General features: G+C 41.7%; 16 protein-coding genes. 8 read left to right on the top strand and 8 right to left on the bottom strand.

The window, feature by feature from the left end; genetic code table 11:
• Positions 1-79: 79 nt before the first annotated feature.
• From I6E82_RS16790 to I6E82_RS16780, 3 genes are all read left to right on the top strand, one after another.
• The gene (locus I6E82_RS16790; RefSeq protein ID WP_197118331.1) at positions 80-973 is read left to right on the top strand and encodes a hypothetical protein; all 894 of its coding nucleotides are present in this window, start codon (positions 80-82) and stop codon (positions 971-973) included.
• Positions 974-1,193: 220 nt separating this feature from the next.
• The gene (locus I6E82_RS16785; protein WP_197118330.1) at positions 1,194-3,590 is read left to right on the top strand and encodes a PKD domain-containing protein; all 2,397 of its coding nucleotides are present in this window, start codon (positions 1,194-1,196) and stop codon (positions 3,588-3,590) included.
• A 164-nt stretch (positions 3,591-3,754) separates the two neighbouring features.
• The gene (locus I6E82_RS16780) at positions 3,755-5,644 is read left to right on the top strand and encodes a monovalent cation:proton antiporter-2 (CPA2) family protein (RefSeq protein ID WP_197118329.1); all 1,890 of its coding nucleotides are present in this window, start codon (positions 3,755-3,757) and stop codon (positions 5,642-5,644) included.
• Between the two features lie 127 nt (positions 5,645-5,771).
• On the opposite strand, the gene I6E82_RS16775 is transcribed toward I6E82_RS16780, so the two are convergent.
• The 8 genes from I6E82_RS16775 to I6E82_RS16740 form a co-directional block, all read right to left on the bottom strand.
• Positions 5,772-6,380 carry a hypothetical protein gene (locus tag I6E82_RS16775; protein ID WP_101162880.1) on the bottom strand — a complete coding sequence of 203 codons (609 nt, stop codon included), beginning with the start codon at positions 6,378-6,380 and terminating at the stop codon, positions 5,772-5,774.
• A 331-nt stretch (positions 6,381-6,711) separates the two neighbouring features.
• Positions 6,712-7,425: a hypothetical protein gene (locus tag I6E82_RS16770; RefSeq protein WP_197118328.1), complete on the bottom strand. Its 714-nt coding sequence runs from the start codon at positions 7,423-7,425 to the stop codon at positions 6,712-6,714.
• Between the two features lie 139 nt (positions 7,426-7,564).
• Positions 7,565-9,355, bottom strand: coding sequence for an alkaline phosphatase (locus tag I6E82_RS16765; protein WP_197118327.1), 1,791 nt, complete (start codon positions 9,353-9,355; stop codon positions 7,565-7,567).
• 11 nt (positions 9,356-9,366) lie between these two features.
• On the bottom strand, positions 9,367-10,956 hold the full coding sequence (locus tag I6E82_RS16760; RefSeq protein WP_197118326.1) for an alkaline phosphatase: 1,590 nt from the start codon (positions 10,954-10,956) through the stop codon (positions 9,367-9,369).
• A 209-nt stretch (positions 10,957-11,165) separates the two neighbouring features.
• Positions 11,166-13,601, bottom strand: coding sequence for a TonB-dependent receptor (locus tag I6E82_RS16755; protein ID WP_197118325.1), 2,436 nt, complete (start codon positions 13,599-13,601; stop codon positions 11,166-11,168).
• Between the two features lie 205 nt (positions 13,602-13,806).
• The gene (locus I6E82_RS16750) at positions 13,807-15,546 is read right to left on the bottom strand and encodes a solute:sodium symporter family transporter (protein WP_180961364.1); all 1,740 of its coding nucleotides are present in this window, start codon (positions 15,544-15,546) and stop codon (positions 13,807-13,809) included.
• Positions 15,547-15,648: 102 nt separating this feature from the next.
• Entirely contained in the window at positions 15,649-17,709 is a 2,061-nt protein-coding gene (locus I6E82_RS16745) for a glycoside hydrolase family 31 protein (protein ID WP_197118324.1), read from the bottom strand.
• Between the two features lie 107 nt (positions 17,710-17,816).
• Positions 17,817-18,584 (bottom strand): sulfite exporter TauE/SafE family protein, encoded by a 768-nt coding sequence (locus tag I6E82_RS16740; RefSeq protein WP_024589597.1) that lies wholly within the window; start codon positions 18,582-18,584, stop codon positions 17,817-17,819.
• A gap of 180 nt (positions 18,585-18,764) precedes the next feature.
• On the opposite strand from I6E82_RS16740, the gene I6E82_RS16735 reads away from it, so the two are divergent.
• The 5 genes from I6E82_RS16735 to I6E82_RS16715 all read left to right on the top strand — a co-directional run bounded on the left by I6E82_RS16735 (position 18,765) and on the right by I6E82_RS16715 (position 23,336).
• Positions 18,765-19,514 (top strand): GntR family transcriptional regulator, encoded by a 750-nt coding sequence (locus I6E82_RS16735; RefSeq protein WP_024589596.1) that lies wholly within the window; start codon positions 18,765-18,767, stop codon positions 19,512-19,514.
• A 215-nt stretch (positions 19,515-19,729) separates the two neighbouring features.
• A complete protein-coding gene (locus I6E82_RS16730; protein WP_024589595.1) occupies positions 19,730-20,692 on the top strand; it encodes an aldo/keto reductase in 963 nt (320 codons plus the stop codon).
• A gap of 9 nt (positions 20,693-20,701) precedes the next feature.
• Complete coding sequence (locus I6E82_RS16725; protein ID WP_165722659.1) at positions 20,702-21,697, top strand: TauD/TfdA family dioxygenase; 996 nt, start codon at positions 20,702-20,704, stop codon at positions 21,695-21,697.
• A complete protein-coding gene (locus I6E82_RS16720; RefSeq protein WP_197118323.1) occupies positions 21,697-22,701 on the top strand; it encodes a YeiH family protein in 1,005 nt (334 codons plus the stop codon). The genes I6E82_RS16725 and I6E82_RS16720 overlap by 1 nt, the downstream gene beginning before the upstream one ends.
• A gap of 425 nt (positions 22,702-23,126) precedes the next feature.
• Positions 23,127-23,336, top strand: a complete 210-nt coding sequence (locus I6E82_RS16715; protein WP_006792548.1) for a cold-shock protein — start codon at positions 23,127-23,129, stop codon at positions 23,334-23,336.
• Positions 23,337-23,481: the final 145 nt, after the last annotated feature.

The following is a 23,481-nucleotide window of genomic DNA, read 5'->3' as shown; positions in this document are numbered from 1 at the left end:
ACAACAGCTTACATTTCGGCCTCATTTTTGCTCTATATTGTTTATATAAATACAAACAATAAATACCAAAGGACTAAACATGAGCTCATCAACTGTATCTAACATTACAAAACCACTTTCACTTATTGGCGGCATTTTATTATTAAGTGGCTGTGTATTTCATATATCGCCAAGCGTTGCCTCAGTAAAGCAAACTCAACAGCTATCACTGCCAAGCAATAACTTAGAATACTTAAATGTATTAAGCGGCGCAGGTAGCCTTGAAATAAAAGGCTCAAAAACGGCCACCAGCATTAGTGTTGATGCCACTATTTACACAGCCGACATTGAAGACGAATACGAGCTAACGCTCGAGCAAGACGGTAAACAGGCAAAGCTTGTTGCCCAAAATAAAAGCCGTAATGGTATTAGCTTTTACAGTGGTCAATCTCCAAGTATTAATTTAGTGGTTACTGTGCCAAGTAATCTAAATTTAGATATTGATGATGGCTCTGGCGACATTTTTATAAATGCTATGCAAAGCAATATTAATGTAAAAGACGGCTCGGGGGACTTAACTATAAGCGGTGCTAAAAACCTAACTGTTGACGATGGCTCAGGTGAAGTAAACTTTGAAAACATCGCAGGTAATTTAGAATTAACCGACGGCTCTGGCAGTATTCATATAAACAACGTAAGTGGCAATGCAACTATTGACGATGGTTCTGGCGAAATGCACGTGAGCAACATAACCGGTTCGCTAAACGTTGAAGATGGATCGGGTGATATAGTAATAAGCCATATTAGCGGTGCAGTTAATGTTGATGATAACTCTGGCGACCTGCTTATTGAGCATATTGGTTCAAGCGTAACAATTGAAGACGGTTCGGGTGATATTCGCGTTAATCATGCAAAGGGGCTGACTATTACTGAGTCGGGCTCGGGCGATGTAAGTATCGATAATATTACTGGTTCAGTAAAAGTAGCTGACTAACTCTATTTAACCGTTATTCAACTGCCCTTTAATATACTTTATGCCCTATCAATCAGGGCATAAAACACTCCTCTCAATGAATAAATGATTCAAAAGTAGCACTGTTTCGCGTTAACTATTCCCCCAAATAATACAAAAGTACTTATTTGATTTATTTTTTTGCTTAATAGCTAATTTGGGTACATATTAATATTCAACTTTTTAAAAGGATATTGATATTATGAAATGGAAGTTATTAATTTTAATTACTGCTTTATTCACCCTCGTAGCATGTGGCTCTGGAGGATCAGACTCTAAAACAGTAGCTAAACCGGTCAGCACTAACACAAAACCTATTGCGGTTATTACCACCGAACAATCGGGGTTTAAAGTAAATACCACCCACGTTTTTAGCGCTGCACAAAGTAGCGACCCCGATGGCGATGCACTCACCTATCAATGGCAATTAACCAGCAAAAACGAACAAGTAGAAATACCGATTACGGTTAATAACGAAAGTACCGTTGAGTTTTCAGTATCTGAAGCACAAGAGTACCAATTAGTATTAACCGTGAGTGACGGTAAGCTTTCCAGCACACCGGCACAAAAACAACTCACCGTTACTGAAAATACCCAATTAATTGCTAACGCAGGTAGCACACAAACCGTTAAGCAAGGTGATGTTGTGCTTTTAAACGCCGCGCAAAGTAGCACAACCAGCGGCGCCATTAATCAATACAAATGGCAATTTATTACCAAGCCCGTAGCAAGTAATGCAACGCTTGAAAATGCGACTCAAGTTAAAAGCCAGTTTGTTGCCGACGAAATAGGCGATTTTAAAGTTGAGCTTACCGTTACTGATTCACAAGGTGATACAGCAAGCACTGTCGTACTCATAAAAAGTGAATCGCTTAATTCTAACTCATCGCCACAAGCGGTTATTAACGTAGAAAATAAAACAATTGCCCCAAATGAAGTTGTTACGCTTTATGGTAACCAAAGTACTGATCCCGATAAAAACGATACACTTAGTTATGTCTGGGCAATTACATCAAAACCCGAGGGCAGCACGCCGGCTCTTTCAAACATGCAAAATCATACCGCTGGGTTTTCAGCGTCAACAGCTGGAGATTACACGCTTTCACTCACTGTTACCGATCAACAAAACGAAAGTGATACCGCATCAGTTACTTTAACTGTTACCACAAGTAATAAAGCCCCCGTTGCAACACTTGAATCCGAACGTGATATTACGTTAAACGAATCTACCACTTTGCAGTGCCAACAATGTAGCGACCCAGACGGAGATACGCTGAGCTATAACTGGCAGTTAAAAGCTAAGCCTGTAAATAGTGCATCACAACTGACTAACAGCACATCAGCAATACCCTCTATTGTTGCCGATAAAGAAGGCGACTACGTTGTAGTACTTACTGTATCTGATGGGCAATTAAGCTCAAACCAAGCAACCTCAGCACTGCATGCCAGTAGCAATAAAAAGCCTATCACTTTGGTAACTTATGAAACCTCTATAACGGTTGATGAACAAGCTTTACTTGATGCCTCAACTAGTTACGATCCAGAGGGCCAGCCACTAAGCTACCAATGGGAAATCATTTCGTCGCAAGGCCAAGCAACACTTAGCAGTAATACAATATCAAAACCAACGTTTAGCGCATCAGTCGAGGGGCAAGTGGTTATTTCGTTACGCACTAACGATGGCGTGCAGTACTCCGACACAAAAACCCTAACAATTGATGTAATACAAAATGCACTGCCAGTAATTAGCTTCACAGGGGAGCAATCACGCTACGATGTAGTGGGCAATGCAGTTAAATTTGATGTAAGCCAAAGTTACGACCCTGAGGGAACCACTCTCGATTACGCTTGGACACTATTAGCGCCTTCAGGCTCGAGCACCAGTTTAAGCAATACAAATCAAAGTATTACCGAATTTATCGCCGATATGACAGGTAGTTACACGTTAACCGTTGTCGCAACTGATGCTGATGGATTTTCAAAAAGTGTGCAATTTTCAATTACAGTAACCAACTCTGCACAACTTACCGGTCGCATTAAAGGGCTACTCACTAATGTGCAAAAAGCGGCTATAAGTAATGCACAGCTAACAATTAATGGACTGCAGTACACTACCAACACAAACGGCTTTTTTGATGAAGAGGTTAATTTAGCACAAGGTGAAAAAATAACGATAACCACCGCAGACGAAAGACTCGCAACAGGGGTATATAACTCTGTAGCAATTACGCAAAGCAACTTTACTGTGGATATAGGCCAAAATAGCATGCCCGTTTTACAAGCTGTTGAGGTTTCGGTATTTGTGTGTGCTGAGTTTTCAGGCCCCGACACCGTTAACTTACGCTTTAACATGGTAGATACACTTTTAGCGTCAGATAGCTTTCAATTTAGCTTTGCTCAAACCAAACCACTTACTTTGCAAAAAAGCGGAAGTACTTACCTCGATAGCGAATTGGATATCGACCTACCTGCATCAGCAGAGTTTGAAGTAACAGTAATTGAAACAAGCGTTGAAAATACAATCAGCTCAAACATTACTATTTACTATTCTGATTCAGGCCAATCAAGCTCAGCAATTATAAGTATTTGTAATATTTAGTCCCCCAAATAAGTCCTTCAACATAAAGTGCTATTTTAAGCCCAGTAGTTATAACCATTAGTGTTATAGCTACTGATAAATAAGCAACTTTGAGCCATATAATCCATTGTATTTTATAAGCAGCTAAGCCATTCTAAAAGCCTTGATGTTATTAGGATAAACGCGTGTTAGAAATTGCTTTAATTTACTTAGCAGCAGCCATTGTAGCTGTCCCTATTGCAAAACGAGTCGGACTGGGCTCAGTGTTAGGTTATTTAATTGCCGGCATACTCATTGGCCCTTATGCGCTGGGTGTTGTGGGCGATCAAACCGATGTAATGCACTTCGCTGAATTTGGCGTAGTAATGATGCTGTTTTTAGTGGGCCTTGAACTACAACCTTCGCGTTTATGGACATTACGCCACTCTATTTTAGGGCTTGGCGGCTTACAGGTCGTGCTATCGGCAGCGGCTATTTTTGCGTTTTGTTATTGGTTTTTTGCTATGCATTGGCAAACCGCACTCGCCATTGGTTTAATGCTCGCGCTCTCCTCTACCGCTATTGTGTTGCAAAGCCTTGAAGAAAAAGGCTGGCTAAAGCAAGAAGCCGGACAAAACGCATTTTCGGTATTGCTGTTTCAAGACATCGCCATTATTCCTATTTTAGCCCTATTGCCACTGCTTGCATTTGCCCCGCAAACTAGCACAAAAGAAATCAGCGATTCGATTATTGCAAGCTGGCCTGTATGGCAACAAGTATGTGTATCGGTGGCGGTTATTGCCGCTATTATTGCCGGCGGTAAATATGTATCGGCCCCGTTATTTAGATACATTGCCCAAACACACATGCGCGAAATATTTACTATTTTTGCACTGTTTTTAGTGGTCGCTATTGCGCTAGTTATGCAAAGTATTGGTTTATCGCCAGCTTTGGGGACTTTTTTAGCAGGCGTAGTACTTGCCGAGAGTGAATTTAGACACGAATTAGAAGCCGATATAGAACCCTTTAAAGGCTTACTTTTAGGATTGTTTTTTATAACTGTTGGCGCATCAATTAACTTTGAACTGCTATTTAACGAGTTTAGTACCGTTATAGGCTTAGTGGTTTTACTTATTGTAGTTAAAGCCTGCATTTTATTTGCCCTTGCCGTTACCTTTAAAATTAACAGCAAACAGCAGTTATTATTTGCCCTAGCACTTGCCCAAGGGGGTGAGTTTGCCTTTGTACTTTTAAGCGTAACCACCACCTTAAGTATTTTAACGGCCGAACAAACCAGCCTTGTTACTTTGGTTGTGGCGGTATCAATGCTAATAGCGCCGTTATTACTTATGGTTTATGAGCAAATACAAAAACGCAGCAGCAGTGCTCTGCCTGAGTTTGATAAGCCAGAGCAAATTAGCACCGCTAAGCACGTAATTATTGCGGGCTACGGACGTTTTGGCCAAATTATGGGGCGTTTACTGCACGCGCAAGGCTACGAAATTACCGTACTTGATCACAGCCCTAGCCAAATAGAATTACTACGCCGTTTTGGCAATACCGTATTTTATGGCGATGCCGCACGCCAAGAACTCCTTGAAGCCGCAGGCGCGCACACCGCGCAAATGCTAGTAATCGCAATCGACAACCCCGATAAAACCATTGAGATAATTAAGCTCGCGCATAAAAACTACCCGCAGCTCAAAATAGTTGCTCGCGCAATCGACCGCCGCCATGCGTATCAGTTACTTAATTTAAAAGTAGATGCGTTTAACCGCGAAACAGTCGACTCAGCTATTAACCTTGCCGTAGAAGCACTCGAGCTATTAGGTAACACTAAGCAAGATGCAGAACGTGCTGGTAAACTATTTAGAGACCACGACCGCGCTGCAGTACTGCAACTTGCTGCATTATGGGGAGACGACGCCAGCTACGGCGTAGCAGTTCGCCAACGTATGGAAGATTTAAAACAAGTTCTGCAACAAGATAAACAAGCACAAAGCGATTTAAATACCTGCGACAGCGGCGATTGCGAAGACGGCTTAACAGAAGTAGCGAGTAAGCCTAAAAAGCCTGATGATGCTCACCTTGAATAGTTTAGGTAGTTGGGTTTGTAGTGTCTGCGGATAGTGCTAAAACAGCATTAAGTGAACTTAAATAGTGGGTTGCGATATATAAACTCAATCCACTGTTTTAGATTGTTTTAAAGTGCTTATTATAACTCTACTTCAACTTTTCAAGGTACTTAGCAGCAGACCTTGTCACTGTGTATATAGGTGAACTTGTACCAACTTCGCTTATGAGTAGCAGATTTAATTTGACCAATGTATTCAAATCATCGGGTAAAAATTTGGGCTCTTCAATTTTAATAACACCAGGTTCATCAACAAATCCCATTGAAATTTTAGGAACTTCATTATCGTTAGCTCCCCAAGCAACATCAAAGAAATTTATTGAATTCATTTGAATAGAAGATGAGGTGGAAGAAACAATGCTTTTTAATATATGAATAGCTTGATCTGAAACTCCCTGAGTTGGATCTATTTCTTTAGCTATTTCTTTAAAATCATCAATTTGAGAAGCTAGCTGTAATAGCATAGCATCCAGATTAGCTAAACTTTTTTCAAGTTCTGTGTGGTTTTTAGTTAAAAGTTGCTTAATTTTCAAACCCAACAAATGATTGCTTTCTAGGCTCTCGATTAACCTACAGTGCCTACTATCGCTAAGCCATTGAATAAAATCATTATAATCCTCTCCACTACGAGCTCGTCCCTCTGACTTCCATACTGAAACGAGCCCAATAATTGTCGCTAATGAACTAAAAAGCTCCATAGTTACTCCATATTGATATCTAATTTTCTCAATTATCGCATGATTCTTTCATGCAGAAACTTGGCTTGAGTTATAACCACTCTATCAGGGGCGTTTTCTTATTTTCACGTCAAAACGTCCCTATTATATGAACTTCTATTAATATCAAATAGTGTAAATTATTACCAACTATAAATATTATGTGGCTGATGGTGTAGGTTTTATAAAAATAGGAAAGTGTTTGTTATATTACTGAGGTGGGAATGGCTTAAATTAATCTATTTTTGAAAAATTGGCTTGTAGCTCACAGCCGCCTGTCATTCTTTCAGCTATGAACTACAACATTTAAAAACTAGTGGTGATGCCCGCCTTGAATAGCCTCGCCCTGCTGGTTATAAAAGCCAGTTGCGCCGTGCTCAATAAAACCAAGGTTTATCATTTTAGCTAAAAACGGGTCACCTTCGTTATCGCCAATGTCGGCGTAATCGGTGGTTTGAAAGCGGTCCCACTGTGCAAATTGAGCGGCAATTAATGGCTCATCAGTACTTACATTATTAAGGCTAAGTAAGGTAGTTGTTTGGCTTTTTTTATTACTAACACTAAATGTTTTAACTAATTTTGAATGCGTAAAAAAGGCGAGGTTAAAGTCGTTGCCATTTTCGCTCAGCGTATAGTTTTTTACTTCGCCGCAGCCTTTGCCTTGTGTGCTTACTAGGGTCATTTTTTCGATTAGGTGGTTATCCACCAGCTGACTTTTAGCACTCCAATTTTGTACGCCGCGTACTTCAGATGGTTGGTATTCTATACCGCGTTGCTGGGCATTAAAGTAACGTATTGGTCGTATTTGATTATTGGCTAAGTGCTGCCAAAGCTCGGTTATTACTTCACTTTGATGCGCTACTTGCTGGTTTTTTCGCCAAAGGGTAAGTGACTCGCTACTTTGCTGCGCTTTATGGCTGTTGGTAATTTTATAATCCGCTTTTAAATGCTTGGCATCAATATCACATTGCGAGGCAAAGCTACTTGCACTTACAAGCGTGGCAATTATTAATAACGCTTTTTTCATTTAGCTATCTCTTATTTATATTTCAAGTTTATGGCAATAACATAACGATTATAAATGTCAGTTTAATGACAAAAACCCCGCACAGTATGCGGGGTTTTTTATTTAGCTGTATTTAACTAAATTTATAACTAGCCGGTATTTATTGCGCTAGTTTTTCGTCTGCTGTTTTTACAAAGTCAGCGGCAAAGTCCATTACATGGAACAAAAAGCTTTGCTCGTTTGTGCCTGTTACCAAGTGTGCACCTGGTCCCATTGCATAAACGCCTACGTCTTCACCGGCATGTGTTTCTGAGCCCATTGGTACCAGTGCTTCTTGATGAAAACCAGGTGTTGTTGTATCAACATCTGTTAAATCAACACGCCCTGTAACCGGTGCAAACGCGTAACCTGCATCGGCATCAGTCTCGCTGCCTAGGTTTCTAAAGCCACCACCATTGGTGTAGCCAACCGTTGTATAAGGCATATCGTCGGCAGCTAAACTTGGCTCAGTAGCGCCCACTGCAACCACTTTACCTAAAATTGGGTTACCGCGTTTAGGGTAACCGGCAATGGTAAATACATGGCTGTGATCGGCAGTTACAACAATGAGTGTTTCTTCTGGGTTGGTGTTTTCCATTGCCACTTTAACGGCTTTGGCAAGCTCAATAGTGTCGTTTAACGCGTTATAAGCGTTACCCGCATGATGCGCGTGGTCAATTCGACCCGACTCAACCGTTAAGAAAAAACCTTGCTCGTTGTTATCAAGTACGTTTATTGCTTTTTCGGTCATTTGTGAAAGCGAAGGTTCGCCTGCTACGTCGTTTGCGCGGTCAGCTTCGTACTGCATGTGGGATTCGTTAAATAAGCCAAACACTTTAGTGGCGTCGTCACTTATTGCATCAAAACCGGTTTGATCCATTACGTACGTGCCATTTGGATATTGCGTTTTCCACTCTGCGGTTAAGTCGCGGTTATCTGTACGATCCCCTTCAACAGCACTTACTGCATCGGCTGAATTAAACGCGGCATCTTTTGGTAAAAAGTGACGACGACCGCCGCCCATTACTACGTCAATACCGTCTACATCAACACCACTAAAGCGTGCTTCTAGGTTGGCTTCAAAGTTAACCAGTTGCGATGCAATGTCTTCACACGTTGCCGCACTTTCTGGCATATCGGAAATATCTTCCCAGTTACGCTCTGCCGATTTAGCATACGTTGCAGCGGGTGTAGCGTGAGTAATACGCGCTGTAGAAATAATCCCTGTTGCTTTGCCTGCAATTTCAGCAAGCTCTAACGAGGTAACAAGTTCGTGCCCTTTGCCTGATGCACAATTACCACGCTCAACCGCTTCATCAATACCAATAACGCCCGCATCGGTTTTAACACCCGATGCCATTGCGGTCATAGTGCCTGCCGAATCTGGCGTTTGCGCATCTACGTTGTATGTTTTTACAAAGCCCGAAAAAGGCATAGTTTCAAAGCTTAACTGGTGTTCTTCACCCATTTCGCCCTCTAACTGACCCGCTAAAATACGTGCTGCGGTTATGGTAGAAATACCCATACCATCGCCAACAAATAAAATTACGTTTTTAGCTTTGCCTGATTCAGTAACAATATTGCTACTAGCTGTTTGTGCTGCACCCAATTTTGTTTGTGCTTCACTAAACCAAGTATTACTAGTGAGCGAGGCTAACTGCTCGCTTGTTAACGCCGTTGCAGGTGCATTACACACTAAATTAGTTGAGTTAACTTCATCGCTATCTAGCACGTCGTTATTATTGGTATCTGCGCCTACTTGCGTCTCTACACCGCCATTAATACACTGCTCAGAGCCCACTGCAATAGCGTTATCTACTGCGATAATATTGTTTTCATTTTTGTTATCGTCACTCGAGCAACCTGCTAGCGCGACCATTACTGCCAAAGAAAGTACCGTTAATTTGTTCATGTTAGCCGCCATTATTGCTGAGTTAGTTCAAGAGCTTGATTAATTAAATGAAATACAACGTTTTGTTCAATTACGCCCTGTGCTAGCTGAGCACCAGGACCTTTTGCATGTAAAGATATGTCTTCACCTGCGTGTGTTTCTGACCCCATTGGTACAGTTGCTTCTTGGTGAAAACCTGGGGTTGTTGTATCAACGCCATTTAGCTCAACACGCCCTGCAACAGCAGCACTTGCGTAACTTGCATCGGCATCAGTCTCGTCGCCTAGATTTCTAAAACCTAAGCCATTTGCGTAACCTACTGTGGTGTACGGCATATCGTCGGCGGCTAAGCTTGGAGTAGTTTCGCCTACTGCAACTACTTGACCTAAAATTGGATTACCACGCTTAGGGTAGCCTGCAATAGTAAATACATGACTGTGATCGGCGGTTACTAAAATAAGGGTTTCTTCTGGATTAGTGTTATCTACCGCTGCTTGCACGGCTTTAGCAAACTCAATGGTGTCGTTAAGCGCGTTGTACGCATTACCCGCGTGGTGCGCGTGGTCAATTCGACCCGACTCAACCGTTAAGAAAAATCCGTTATCGTTTTTACCAAGCACTTCAATTGCTTTAGTGGTCATATCGGTAAGTGAAGGCTCGCCCGCTACATCGTTTGCGCGGTCAGCTTCGTATTGCATGTGGGATTCGTTAAATAAACCAAATACTTTAGTGGCGTCGTCTGCTATTGCATCAAAGCCTGTTTGATCCATCACGTACGTAGCATCTGGGTATTGTGTTTGCCACTCAGTTACTAAGTTGCGCTCGTCAGTACGGTCGCCTTCTATAGCGCTTACTGCATCTGTTGAGTTAGCTGTTTCGTCTTTTGGTAAAAAGTGACGACGACCACCACCCATTACAAAATCAAGACCGTCTACGTCGGTACCTATAAATCGTGCTTCTAGGTTTCTTTCAAAGTTAACCAGCTGCGATGCAATGTCTTCACAGCCACCCGTTACGGCATCTTCTGGCATATCTGATACGTCTTCCCAGTTACGGTCAGCCGATTTAGCATATGTGGCAGCAGGAGTTGCATGAGTAATACGTGCTGTAGAAATAATACCGGTAGATAGCCCTTTAATTTCAGCCAATTCGGTCGCGGTAAGAAGCTCGTTACCTGCCACTGTTGAACACACGCCGCGTTCAATATCTTCGTCTACACCAATAACGCCCACATCGGTTTTTACACCGGAAATAATAGCCGTCATCGTGCCTGCTGAATCAGGAGTTTGCGCATCTACGTTATACGTTTTAACTTGTGCAGAGTATGGGAACTCTTCAAAGCTTAAATAACCTTCTTCGCCAGATTGGTTATTACGCTGCCCTTGTAAAATGCGCGCGGCGGTAAGTGTAGAAATACCCATGCCATCGCCCACAAATAAAATGACGTTTTTAGCTTTAGTGGCTTGTGTAGCCTGCGCTTGTGCTGTTTTTGTTGTTAGTTTAGTTTGCGCAGCGCTATACCAGCTGCTGTCTTTTTGGCTTTGCGGTAGTACATCAGCATGGCTAACTGCGCTAAACGCAAATGTTAGCGCGATTGCCGCAGCGACTTTTTTAATTTTCATCCGTAATTCCCATTGTTTAGTGGTTATTTTTTGAAATGTGTAAACACAAAAAAGATCAACCGCTGCACTATAGAAAACAGATGTGACTGATAAAGGTAATTTTGATGAAAGTAAGATGACTAAACTATTACAAAAATAAGTCACAAAAAAAGCGCAACGTGTTAAACGTTGCGCTTTTAAGGGAAATTATTGAGGGAATTATTTAAATATTAAAAACGTGCTTTAAACGATACTCCAAAGTAGCGCTCAGCATCACGTGGTATTTGGTAACGGAAGTTATCGCCACTGTAGGTAGTTACGTAGCTTTCATCGGTTAAGTTTTTAGCAATAAGCGACACTCTAAACGCGTCATCTTTAAACGATAAACCCACACTTGCATTTAAAATACCGTAATCTGGTAACAAAGCGGCTGGGTTAAATTCGCCTACGTTGTCTGGTAGGTCTGAGTATTGCTCGTCGGTGTAAATGTAAGAGCCATTTATATGTACGTTAAAGCCATGGTCGGTTTCAATAAAGTAGTCAGCCGTTAGTGAGTATTTTAAATCTGGCGAAAATGGTACATCTAAACCTGAGCGGTCAGTACATGAACCTGCGGCTACCTCTGCCGGACAATTAAACTCGTCAATTTCAGCTTTAATGTAAGCAACACCACCGGTAAGCGTTAGCGACTCTGTTGCAGCCCACATAAAGTCAACTTCAACACCTTGCGTACTTACATCACCCGCATTGGTTAAGCGCGTAATACAAGTGCCGTCTGAACAGTCAAAGTTGTTAGCTTGAAAACCTTCAATTTCGGTTCTGAAAAGCGCCATGTTAAATACAAATTCGCGGCTTGCGTATTTGTAGCCTATTTCATAAGCGTCAGACTCTTCAGGTGCTATTTCGCGACTATCGGTGTCTGGGTTAAAGTTATAATAAATATTAAAACCAGGGCCTTTGTAACCTTGCGAGTAAGTACCGTATACCATTTGACCATCGCCTAAATCGTATTGCATACCTAAACGACCCGATACGTTGGTTTCTTCGGCTTTGCCTTCATCATCTGTATTAAGTGTTGCTGGGCGCACGCCTACACCGGTGCGGCCATACACATCATTACTTACACGGCGATGCGTGTACGACACTTCATCGTCGGTGTAACGAATACCAAATAATACGCGTAAATCTTCAGATAAATCGTAAGTACCATCGGCAAAAGCGGCCCAGTTATTAAATTCGGTGCTCATAAAAGCAGTGGCCGATACAATATCGTTTGCATTACAGCTAACGCCTAGGCCTTGTGTGTAACCTTCTAAATCAGCAAGCGCTGTATCAAGCTCAGCGCCCGATAAGTTATTTTGCGCGTAAAAAGCCATTGCGCTATCAAGCTGGCCACCATTATTTTGACAACTAGCATCACGAGTAAAGTTACGTTGTGAATCCATGTTCCAATAAAATAAGCCAGCAACATAGTTAAATGGCCCAGCTAGGTTAGATGTAACTCTAAATTCTTGCGAAAACTGATCCCATTGCTGTGCACCTAAATCGTGTAATTGAAACGGCGCGTCAAATACCGGCTCGCTGCTGTCGCCAGCAATAGAGGTAAAGTCGCCTTCACGGTACTCTGTGTTATCCCACGAACGCTGCGCTGTAATTGAAGTATATGTATAGTCGCCAATTGTTTTATCAACTTGTACCGAAAACGCGCTATGTTCGTCAATTGTGCGTGACTCGTAGTCGTGATCAACGCTGCGTTGGTCTAAATCAATATCGGCTACGCCATCAACAATACCGTTACTGTTTGGTACTGATTTTGAATCTGGATTACGGCCACTTAGTAGTGCTTCTAAGTCGGCACAACAATCATCGTCAGCGTTATAAAATTCAGCAATAAATTTTACGCTTAAGTCATCCTCTGGCTCGTATTTAAATACAGCACGTGCACCTTCACGGTCGTAACCGTTTACTTTTTCGTTGTTGTAAACGTTATCAATGTAACCGTCAAATTTACCTTTAAATACCGTTAGGCTTGCCGCTAGGTCGTCGGTTAAACCGCCGCTTATAACGCCTTTAAAACGGTATTCGTTATCTTGATAAAACGAGGTTTCTACGCTGCCTGTTGTGTCGTACGAGGGATCTTTTGTTGTTATGTTTACCACACCTGCTGAGGCGTTTTTACCAAACAATGTACCTTGTGGCCCGCGTAATACTTCAATGCGGTCTACGTCGTATAAATCGGCAAATGCTTGACCCGAGCGCCCAAGCACCACGCCATCAACAACAGTTGCTACACTTGGCTCGGCAGCAATACTAAATGAAATAGTACCAATACCGCGCACTGTTAGCGCTGAGTTACGGGTTGTGGTGCCTTTTCTAAAGCTAACCGAAGGAACAAGTGACTGTAAGCCTTCCATGTTATTAGCAAAAGCTGAATTAATTTGATCGCTATTAAGTACCGATACCGCAACAGGTACTTCGTTTAAACTTTGCGTTCTTTTTTGTGAAGTAACGACTATTTTTTCAAACGTATCGTTTTTAGCTGTTTCTGTTTTTTGTTGTTCTTGTTCGGTTTGCTCTTGCTGCGCATGTACCTGCGCGCTAAGCGCTAAACCGGTTGTCATTGCTAACGTGACTGCCAAGCTTAAGACGGACTTTTTAGCTCTCATGTCATTCTCCATATTGTGCGTGTGCTGTGTGGTACCGCGCTAGCAATTGTGTAAGTTGCTAAAAAGCGGTGTCAGTGTGTGATGCTTTCCTTAAAGCTCTTATATCTTATATAAGAGCTTTAAATTTAAACAAACTATCTTACTAATGCAAACATTATGTGAATTAAATGTGATTTAAGTTTGGTATACAGAATATAGCCGCACGTTATGCGGCGTTTTTAGCCCCAATACGCGCCAAGCTATTTTCGTAACGAACCTGCCAACGACGTACACTCCACCAGCTAAGCACTAAAACAGTAGACCAAACAGCAACTAAACTTGGTACAAAGTACACACTGGTTCCACCCACTAATCCGAGCGGCGAAAACAATATATACAAGCTAACAATCAAGCCTACTAATACAATTGCGCAAGGTAATGCGTATTTCCAAGGATTAAGGTCTACCTCGGCTTTGCGTGTAAATTGCCATGGTGTTTTAAGTGGTTTGTAGTAACCAATACCCAGCATTATTGCCAATTCAATTATGAACAAAATGGCGTAAATATGAATAAAGTTAATGTCTACATCCCATACAAATTTAAGCAAGGTGTAGGCAATAATATGGAATATAATCGCGACTTTAGCGCCCAGTGCAGGCACTTTTCGAGTAAACAAACCTACCAATACAATTGTGATGACCGGAATGTTGTAAAAGCCTGTAAACACACGAATTATGTGCCATAAACCTTCAGGCGCAAACATCAATAATGGCGCAGTTATAAACGACAATATGGCAATAACAATACTGGTAATTTTGGCTACTTTTATAAGTTGGCTGTCTGTTACTTTATTTTTTTTCATTGGCTTATAAACGTCTAAGCAAAATAAGGTCGCCGCGCTATTGAGCAATGAATTAAATGAGCTAAATACAGCACCTAGCAATACGGCCAAAAAGAAGCCAGATAAATACTGTGGAAGTACTTCTTTTACCAAATGTGGGTAAGCTAAATCGATAGTTGGCAGGCTTTCGTGTTTATAAAGATGGTAAGCAATAACGCCTGGGATCATCATCATAAAGGGCACTAGCACTTTAAAGTACCCTGAAAACAACACCCCTTTTTGGCCTTCAACTAAGTTTTTAGCGCCCAGTGTACGCTGGATCACGTACTGATTGGTGCCCCAATAAAACAAATTAGCTAAGATCATGCCTGTAAAAATAGTGCCAAATGGCACAGGATCGTCGCTGCTGCCAATAGCGTTGAGCTTTTCTGTATCGGTATTTACAAGGGTGCTTAATCCTTCTGAAAAACTCCCGTCACCCAATGCAATTAAACCCAGTGTTGGCACTAAAATACCAATAATAAGTAGCCCAACACCGTTAATAGTATCCGACACCGCAACCGCCTTTAAACCACCAAATACAGCATAAATAGCCCCAACTGAACCCACTGTAATAATGGTCACAATTAGGCTTGCTTGGTAGCTCATATTTAATAAGGTGGGTACATCAAAAAGTCTAAGTACGGCAATTGATCCTGAGTACAAAACAGAAGGGATCGTTATAAAACAATACCCTACCATAAATAAGATCACCGTCATGCGTCGTACGGTATCGTCAAAACGATCCCGTAAAAATTCAGGTAAGGTAGAAAACGCGCCCGCTAAATAACGAGGCAAAAAGATCAACGCCATAATAATGGTTGAGATCCCTGCGGTTACTTCCCACGCCATTGAGCTTAGGTTGTAACCATAAGCTGAGCCATTAAGGCCAATTAGTTGCTCGGCCGATAAGTTAGTGAGGATCATCGACCCTGCTATAAATGTACCTGTTAACCCACGACCCGCTAAAAAGTAGCCATCTTGGGTGTTAACTTCCCCTTTGGTTTTTTGGTACGAGATATATCCCACCAGCGCCATAAACGCCAAGCACGATAGCAGTGTCATGGTAATGTTCATACCTTCCATCTTGCGCCCCTTTTAGCTTACTTTACTCGGTAAAAAGTAAGCTAATATCTTTATTATTGTGTGTTGTATATGTGTTGTGTGTGTTTTTTATTAAGCCGAGTTTTATTTAGGCCATGCTGTTAATTGGCTCATGTCTTGTTCTGTGTGTTGAACCTCTGGGCCAAGCATTAGGCTGTCGCCTTCGCGTACAAATACTGCCATTTCTTCAAGTGCGAGTGTGTGCTCGTAGTACTTACTCCCTTCGTAAACTTGTTTATCGGGGAAGCGAATCCAATTGCCTTGCGGTAAATAAAACTTAACTTTACCATTTGGTACTACACACGGCACAACCAGTAATTTTTCACCGCACATAAATTGCTGATCAAAACTATGTGCCAGTACATCATCAGGAAATGCCAATACCATGGCACGCTGAATCGGCAAGCCTGTTTGCTGCGCTTGCTCTGAACATGTTTGTAAGTACGGAATTAACTGGTAGCGTAATTTAAGTGCTGCAAATACCGCATCACTTGCTTGCTCGGTGTAAGACCACGGTTCGCGAGGACCAATACCGTGTAAGCGCATATGTGCGCTAAATACCGACGCTTGTGCCCAGCGCACGTAAAGTTCTGCGTCGCGGGTGTCTTTGTAAAAACCACCAATGTCGGTTGCAAAAAATGGCCCACCCGACATACCCCACGCTAAACTGCCACGAATGCTTGCCGCTAAACCCTGCCAATCGGCTTGCGGATCGCCGCCCCACTGTGCAGGAAAGCGTTGGCTGCCCGTCCATGCTGAACGGCTAAACAAAAATGGCCCAGTTTTACAGTATTTTTCGGCGGCCTCAAAAACGCAGCGGTTGTACAACATGCTGTAAACGTTGTGCAGCCTAATACCGCTATCACCACTGTGAGATATCATATTGTCGTCTTCTAGCTGCTCGCCAAAATCCGCTTTTATCATATCTACGCCAAGCTCAAACAAAGGCTTATGCGATTCGAGCCAATATTCGTAAGCATCAGGGTGCGTAAAATCTAAAATACCCGATTCTGGCAGTGGCGTAAGTACTTCGCCAAATGGGCTTAAATCCCACTCGTACTGATACGCTTTGCCTGTGCGTTTGTCTTTTATTAGCCAACCGTTTTCGGCCGCTTTAGCAAATAATGGGTTATTTACCGAGATCATCGGGTATTCCCACACACAAATTTTAAAATCCATCGCTTTTAATTCATCAAGCACAGGTTTTGGGTCGGCGTAGCGTGTTGGGTCCCATTCAAATGCAAAGCGGGTGTCGGTGTCTTGCCATGCACGGCCATCAAGAGTAATTACGTCGCACGGCATATTTTTAGCGCGCACTTCGCGGGCAACACTAAGTAATTCGTCAGCATCTTTGTAATACGCTTTTGATAAAATAACACCAAAGCTCCACTGCGGTGGCACCGGTGCAAAACCTGTTAGCTCGCAGTAACGGTTGATGCTTTGGGCAGGTGTTTGTTCTTGATATAAAAATACATCTAGCGCGTCATCTTCAACTAAACATACATATGCACGTTGCGACCAAAGTGCATAACCTACGCCATGAGTTACCGGTGCGGGTGTATGTACAAATAAATTCCAGCCTTCTGGGCTCCATGCATACGGGGTATTTTTATAAGACTTTTCGGCGTTAACACCTAGCGCATCGTGGTTGTATGAACGAATAAGTTGGCCGCGTTTATCAAGCTTGCCCCATTTTTCGCCAAGACCATACACGGCTTCGTCGTAGTTAAGCTCTAGGCTTAATATCCAGCCGTTATCGGTTTTAGCTAGTGGCGGTAAACGGTGCTGGCGTACAAAGTGACCATCAGTTGCTGATTGCTGTACTAGCTCATCGTTTTTATAAAGTTTGAAATGAAAAGGGTCGCTGTAAAATTCTAGGCGGTATTCGCCACCACTTACGCTGTAATCATTATTGTTTTTGCTAAGTGTGAGGGGGTATTCTGATGGGGTTGTGGTTAATATTTTAAATTGCTCGTCATGCGTGGTGCCTGCATTTAAACGTAAGCCAAACTGGCTAATCGTTACGCTAATATCACCAAACTGAGTGGGCAAAACCAGCACATTACCTTGTAACTTTGGCTGTGCGGTTAAGCGTGCTGGCTCTATTGCGTTCCAGTCTGGCTCACGTAATTCAAATGCATTCATGGGAGTTCCTTAACCAATTATTAGTCTTGTATAAGACACAAGTTAAATAATTGTAATCCCCATGTCAACGTAAATAAACTCAAGATGAATTATTTACATCGCGATTTTTAAAATATCCCCGGCGCCGATGTTGCCACCAGCGATATACCACTTAGGCCAAGCAATGCAATTGCTATAATACGTACCCATTTAGCGTCAACGTAGGGCGTTAATTTACGAGCAAAATGCGTAACTAGCAACACTAAAGGAATAGCCGCTGCAATTAAAAACATAATGTCGAGCCCAGGCAAAGTACCAAATAAAGCGATACCTACACGTACTAGTCCACCAATAGTAAATACCGCTAATAACGTACTGCGAATAGCTTCAATAGACCAACTTTGCTTATAACATTGAAACACAAGCGGCGGCCCTGAGGTTGAAAACAACCCACCAAGTAACCCACTTACTCCACCGGCTATTAAAAATGAACGAGGACGACTTTGTTTATTTGTACGCTCGCGGCCAATCAGCATTAAAGCGCAGCAAAGCAAAATGCTTACACCTAAAGCAAAGTTTAAATAGTGTGTTAAATGTGACGACATATATTCAAGTAGTACAAAACCTAACAGCATTAGCGGAATACCGGTATACAACATAAGTTTTAGCTCGGGTACTTTTACCGAACTGCGGTTTTTAACGACCACGGTTGTTGAATTAACTAACCCCAGCAAACTCACTAAAAATGTAGTTGCCGTGAGTGGCAATACATCAAGTAACGTAAAGCTTGCAACCACCAGCAACCCAAAGCCAAACCCGCTAAGAGTTTGCATTACAGTGGCAAGGCTTAGGCACAGCGCCATAAGCAAAATGAGTTCAAAAGAAATACTGAGCACTTTTAATTTCCTAAGGGTGAGCTATTGTAGTGTAACGATTTGTTTTTAGGCATAATGTATATTTTGCGCCTATTAAACATTACAGCAGTAGTTCACGTTTAATTGAGCTAGCGCAAATATGCGTAAAAGGTTTCACCTATGCTATAACTACAGGTGGATTAAATTTAATGGTAAATAATAATGAGTAACTCTATGTTTGATCACAAATTAAGTGGCCCAAGCTTGGCTTTTCAACCACTTTACTTACAAGTGGCTGATTATATTAAACAGCTCATTGTTGAAAGACGTTGGGTACCTGGCGAAGCACTACCAAGCGAATTTCGCCTTGCTGAAGAATTTAACGTAAGCCAAGGTACAGTTCGTAAAGCACTAAACTTATTAACCGACAATAAAATAGTAACTCGTCGTCAAGGCGTTGGTACGTTTGTATCGCAACATACTGCGCAAGATGCCTTATTTAGGTTTTTTCCGTTACAAGCAGACGGTAAAGGTGCCGATTTGCCAAAGGCTGAACTGCTATCGGTTGAGCTTTGTGCAGCGCCAGTTGAAGTAATAGAAGCGTTACAACTCAATAAAAAAGACAAAGTTACCAAGCTTGTTCGTAGGCGTATTCTTGATAACGAATTTTGCATGAGCGAAACTATATACCTACCACAAAGCTACTTTCCTGATATACATCAAAGTAGTGATATTCCGCATACATTGTACCATTACTATCAGACCAAATTTAACCAAACTGTACACAAAACCCAAGACAGTATTAAAGCCGTACTTGCTACAATGGATGATGCCAAAATGCTTGCTATAAAAGCTGGCGATCCACTGCTGTTGGTATCACGCATTACCGAATCAATCGAAGGTAAACGTATTGAATACCGCCAAAGTAAATGTCGTAGCGATCATTACCACTATCAAATTGAACTTGATTAATTAAAAGCGTGTTTAGTGCTAAAAACCCACTTTAGCGCATAATAATTAAATATTTTTTAAAGGCAGCAAACGCTGCCTTTTTGCTGCCTGTAGGTTTTTTAACTGAACCATTTACTGCTTTGCTGTTAACACAGTATTGACACTGTTTGATTCGTATAATAACTTATGTCTTATACAAGACCTAAGTCATTATGCATTTTTAACAGGAATTCCCAATGAGTTCATTAAATAATATCCCTCCAGTAGGGTTCGGTTTATGGAAAGTCGCGCAAGAAGATTGTGCACAAACGGTATACCAAGCCATTAAGGCAGGTTACCGCCATCTTGATTGCGCATCAGACTACGGTAACGAAGAACAAGTAGGCGATGGCATCGCCCAAGCAATAAACGATGGCTTATGTACCCGTGAAGAATTATGGGTAACATCAAAACTGTGGAATACCTTTCATGCACCAGAGCATGTTGGCCTCGCGATTGATAAAACACTGAGTGATTTAAAGCTAGATTACCTAGACTTATACCTAATTCATTTTCCGATTGCGCAAACATTTGTGCCAATAGAAACCCGCTATCCACCAGAGTGGTTTGTTGACCCTACAGCGCAAAACCCACAAATGGAGCTTGCAAAAGTACCACTGTATTTAACGTGGCAAGCAATGGAAGAACAAGTACACAACAACAAAGCAAAACGCATTGGGATATGTAATTACTCAAGCGCACTGCTTCACGACTTAATGACCTACGCAAATATCAAACCCGCTATGTTGCAAATTGAGTCGCACCCTTATTTAACGCAAGAGCGATTAGTAAGACTCGCAAAGCAGTACGATATTCCGGTTACTGCGTTTTCACCACTGGGTGCGCTTTCATACCTTGAGCTAGAAATGGCTGATAAAACTGAATCAGTTCTTGAGCAAAGCGTTGTTAAAGCGGCCGCACACAATCATGGCAAAACGCCAGCACAAGTAGTTCTTCGCTGGGGCGTGCAACGCGGCACTGCCATTATTCCTAAAACCTCAAAACTTGAACGCATGAAAGAAAATCTCACACTGTTTGATTTTGAATTAACAGAGCAAGAAATGGCGCAAATTTCTGCGCTTAACAGTAATCGCCGATTCAACGACCCTGGGCACTTTTGTGAAGCTGCCTTTAACCGCTTTCACCCAATTTACGATTAGGAACATACAATGTCAGCTACCGAAATTAACTACGCCTCAGTGCCAACTCAATTAACATTCGATGATTCGGTTTTTCCGTGCATTGTTGTTAATAACAATAACGCCAGCACCGTTGAAGAAGCGGTAGCTTTCATTCGCGCAAATAAAAGTGAATTGGCTACAAAACTTCGCAGCTCAGGTGCTGTGTTGTTTCGTGGCTTTCCTGTAAATAGCGCCGAAACATTTGATACTTTTTCAGCCGGGTTTGATTATGACAATTTTACTTATAAAGAGTCACTGTCTAACGCGGTACGTATTAATTTTACCGAACGTGTATTTACAGCTAACGAAGCGCCAAAAGATGTAGAAATATACTTACATCACGAAATGGCGCAAACGCCTATTTCGCCAAGTAAATTATTCTTCTTTTGTAAATCGGCCGCAGAAGAAGGCGGTGCAACACCTCTTTGCCGATCAGATAAATTATTTAGTGCATTAAAAGAATACGACAGCAAGCTTGCCCATGACTTTGAACACAAAGGCCTAAAATATACCACCTATATGCCAGCCGCTGACGACGCAACATCAGGCCAAGGCCGAAGCTGGAAAAGTACGCTAAGTGTAGAAACCAAAGACGAAGCACATAATAAATTAACCGAACTTGGTTACGAGTGGGAATGGCTTGAAGACGGCTCACTAAAAGCCGTTACACCAGTACTGCCTGCTGTAGTAACTCTTGAAAACAACGTACAGGTTTTTTATAACCAACTGATTGCCGCTTACATGGGCTGGAAAGGTGTACGCGATAATCCATCAATTGCCATTACCTTTGGTGATGGTAGTGCGATTCCTAAAGTTGGACTTGATAAAATTGTGGAGCTTTCTAAAGTATTTACCTTTGATCTTGCATGGCAAGACGGTGACGTTGCTTTAGTTGATAACGAAATGGCTATGCATGGTCGTCGCCCTTTTACAGGTGAACGTAAGCGCCAAGTATTAGTAGCACTTACCGCAGCTAAAGCGTAATGCAGCGCTTAAGTAGTAAATTAAGCTGTAAAATATCACCTTTATGGCAAGGTGCCAGCATTGCTGCAATGACTGGCCTTGCCGCCTTATTTTTAAGCGAACATTATGGTGCGCCAGCCATGTTGTTTGCTTTGTTACTGGGTATGGCAGTCTCATTTTTGTATCAAAGCGATAGCCCTTGCGCCAAAGGTATCGATTTTACTGGCACCACGATTTTGCGTGTAGGTATAGTACTGCTAGGCACACGCATTGCGCTGGGAGATTTAGTAACACTGGGTTGGCAAACAGCACTTATGTTAGCGGGCGCCATATTTACCACTATTATTTTAGGTGTAGTGCTAGCGCGCGCATTTGGCTTACAAAAACGCTTTGGTGCACTAACAGGTGGCTCGGTTGCTATTTGTGGAGCGTCTGCTGCGCTGGCTATCTCGTCTATTATGCCAAACAGCGAACATAAAGAGCGCGACACCTTATTAACCGTTATTGGCGTAACAGCTATGTCGACCCTTGCTATGATCCTCTACCCTATTGTGGTTAATTATCTTGAGTTTGACGCCCATAATGCAGGCGTATTCTTAGGTGGCACAATACATGATGTAGCCCAGGTAGTGGGTGCAGGTTATTCGGTATCACCAGAGACAGGCGATATAGCAACTCTAACTAAACTTGTACGTGTTGCCATGCTACTACCTGTTGTACTTATTATGATGGTCGTTATTAATCGCTCAAACAAAGAAAAACACGGAGAATTACCTAAAGTACCTGGCTTTTTAATTGGCTTTGTAATACTCATGATAATAAATAGCTGCTTTTCACTTCCTACAATAGTACTTGAAACCGCTAACGAACTTTCGCAGTTCTTTTTAATTGCGGCTATTTCAGCTATAGGAATGAAAACTAATTTAGGAAAGCTTACCGAAGTAGGTATGAAACCCATTATTTTAATTGTGGCTGAAACACTTTGGATTGCATTATTAATACTTGGATTTGTAATTTGGAGCTAATGAATCAAGTTATTTAAGGTATATATCAAAAAAATCAGTAGGTAATTAGGTCATGTTTTAACCACTTAAAACTTGCATTTTGCCTACTCTAGAACCGCGTGCTAATACAAACATAAAGCATTGATTAAATTAAAATTAACTTAAATTCAGACGCAAAAAAGATCACCTAAATCATGACTGGTTAGTTAAAAAACAAACAAACTAATAAAGCACTTACTCTAAAATAAATTTACAATAGGGCTTGGTATATAGCTCAATTTACTGTTATCCTGCTTGGCATCGGGTTGACAGAAAACCCTATTTATTTGTAAGTACCACGTTGTTTTAGTAATAATCCTTCGCGTTATCCTCAGTTAAATGTATGTTTTCTTCCTGTTAAATTGCCTAATTTAAGGCGCACTTTTATTAATTCTTAGGATACTATTATGTCTAATACTACAACTGGTACAGTTAAATTTTTCAACGAAGCAAAAGGTTTTGGTTTCATCGAGCAAGAATCTGGTCCTGATGTTTTCGCACATTTCAGCGCAATCTCTGGCGACGGTTTCAAAACTCTAGCTGAAGGCCAACGTGTACAGTTTACTGTTACTCAAGGTCAAAAAGGTCCACAAGCTGAAAACATCGTTAGCATCTAATTGCTTTCGTTAAAATGGGTTAGCAATAACCCATTTTGAATACTAGTTTGAAAGAAGTTTTGTTTTATTTGTTAGTACCCCGTTGTTTTAGTAATAATCCTACGCGATATCCTCAAGTTAACTATTTTTTCCGGCTCAATCGCCT

This window comes from Pseudoalteromonas sp. NZS11 (genome assembly GCF_015864765.1).
Classification (GTDB): Bacteria; Pseudomonadota; Gammaproteobacteria; order Enterobacterales; family Alteromonadaceae; genus Pseudoalteromonas; species Pseudoalteromonas arctica.
This window is presented reverse-complemented; position numbering and strand designations above follow the sequence as displayed.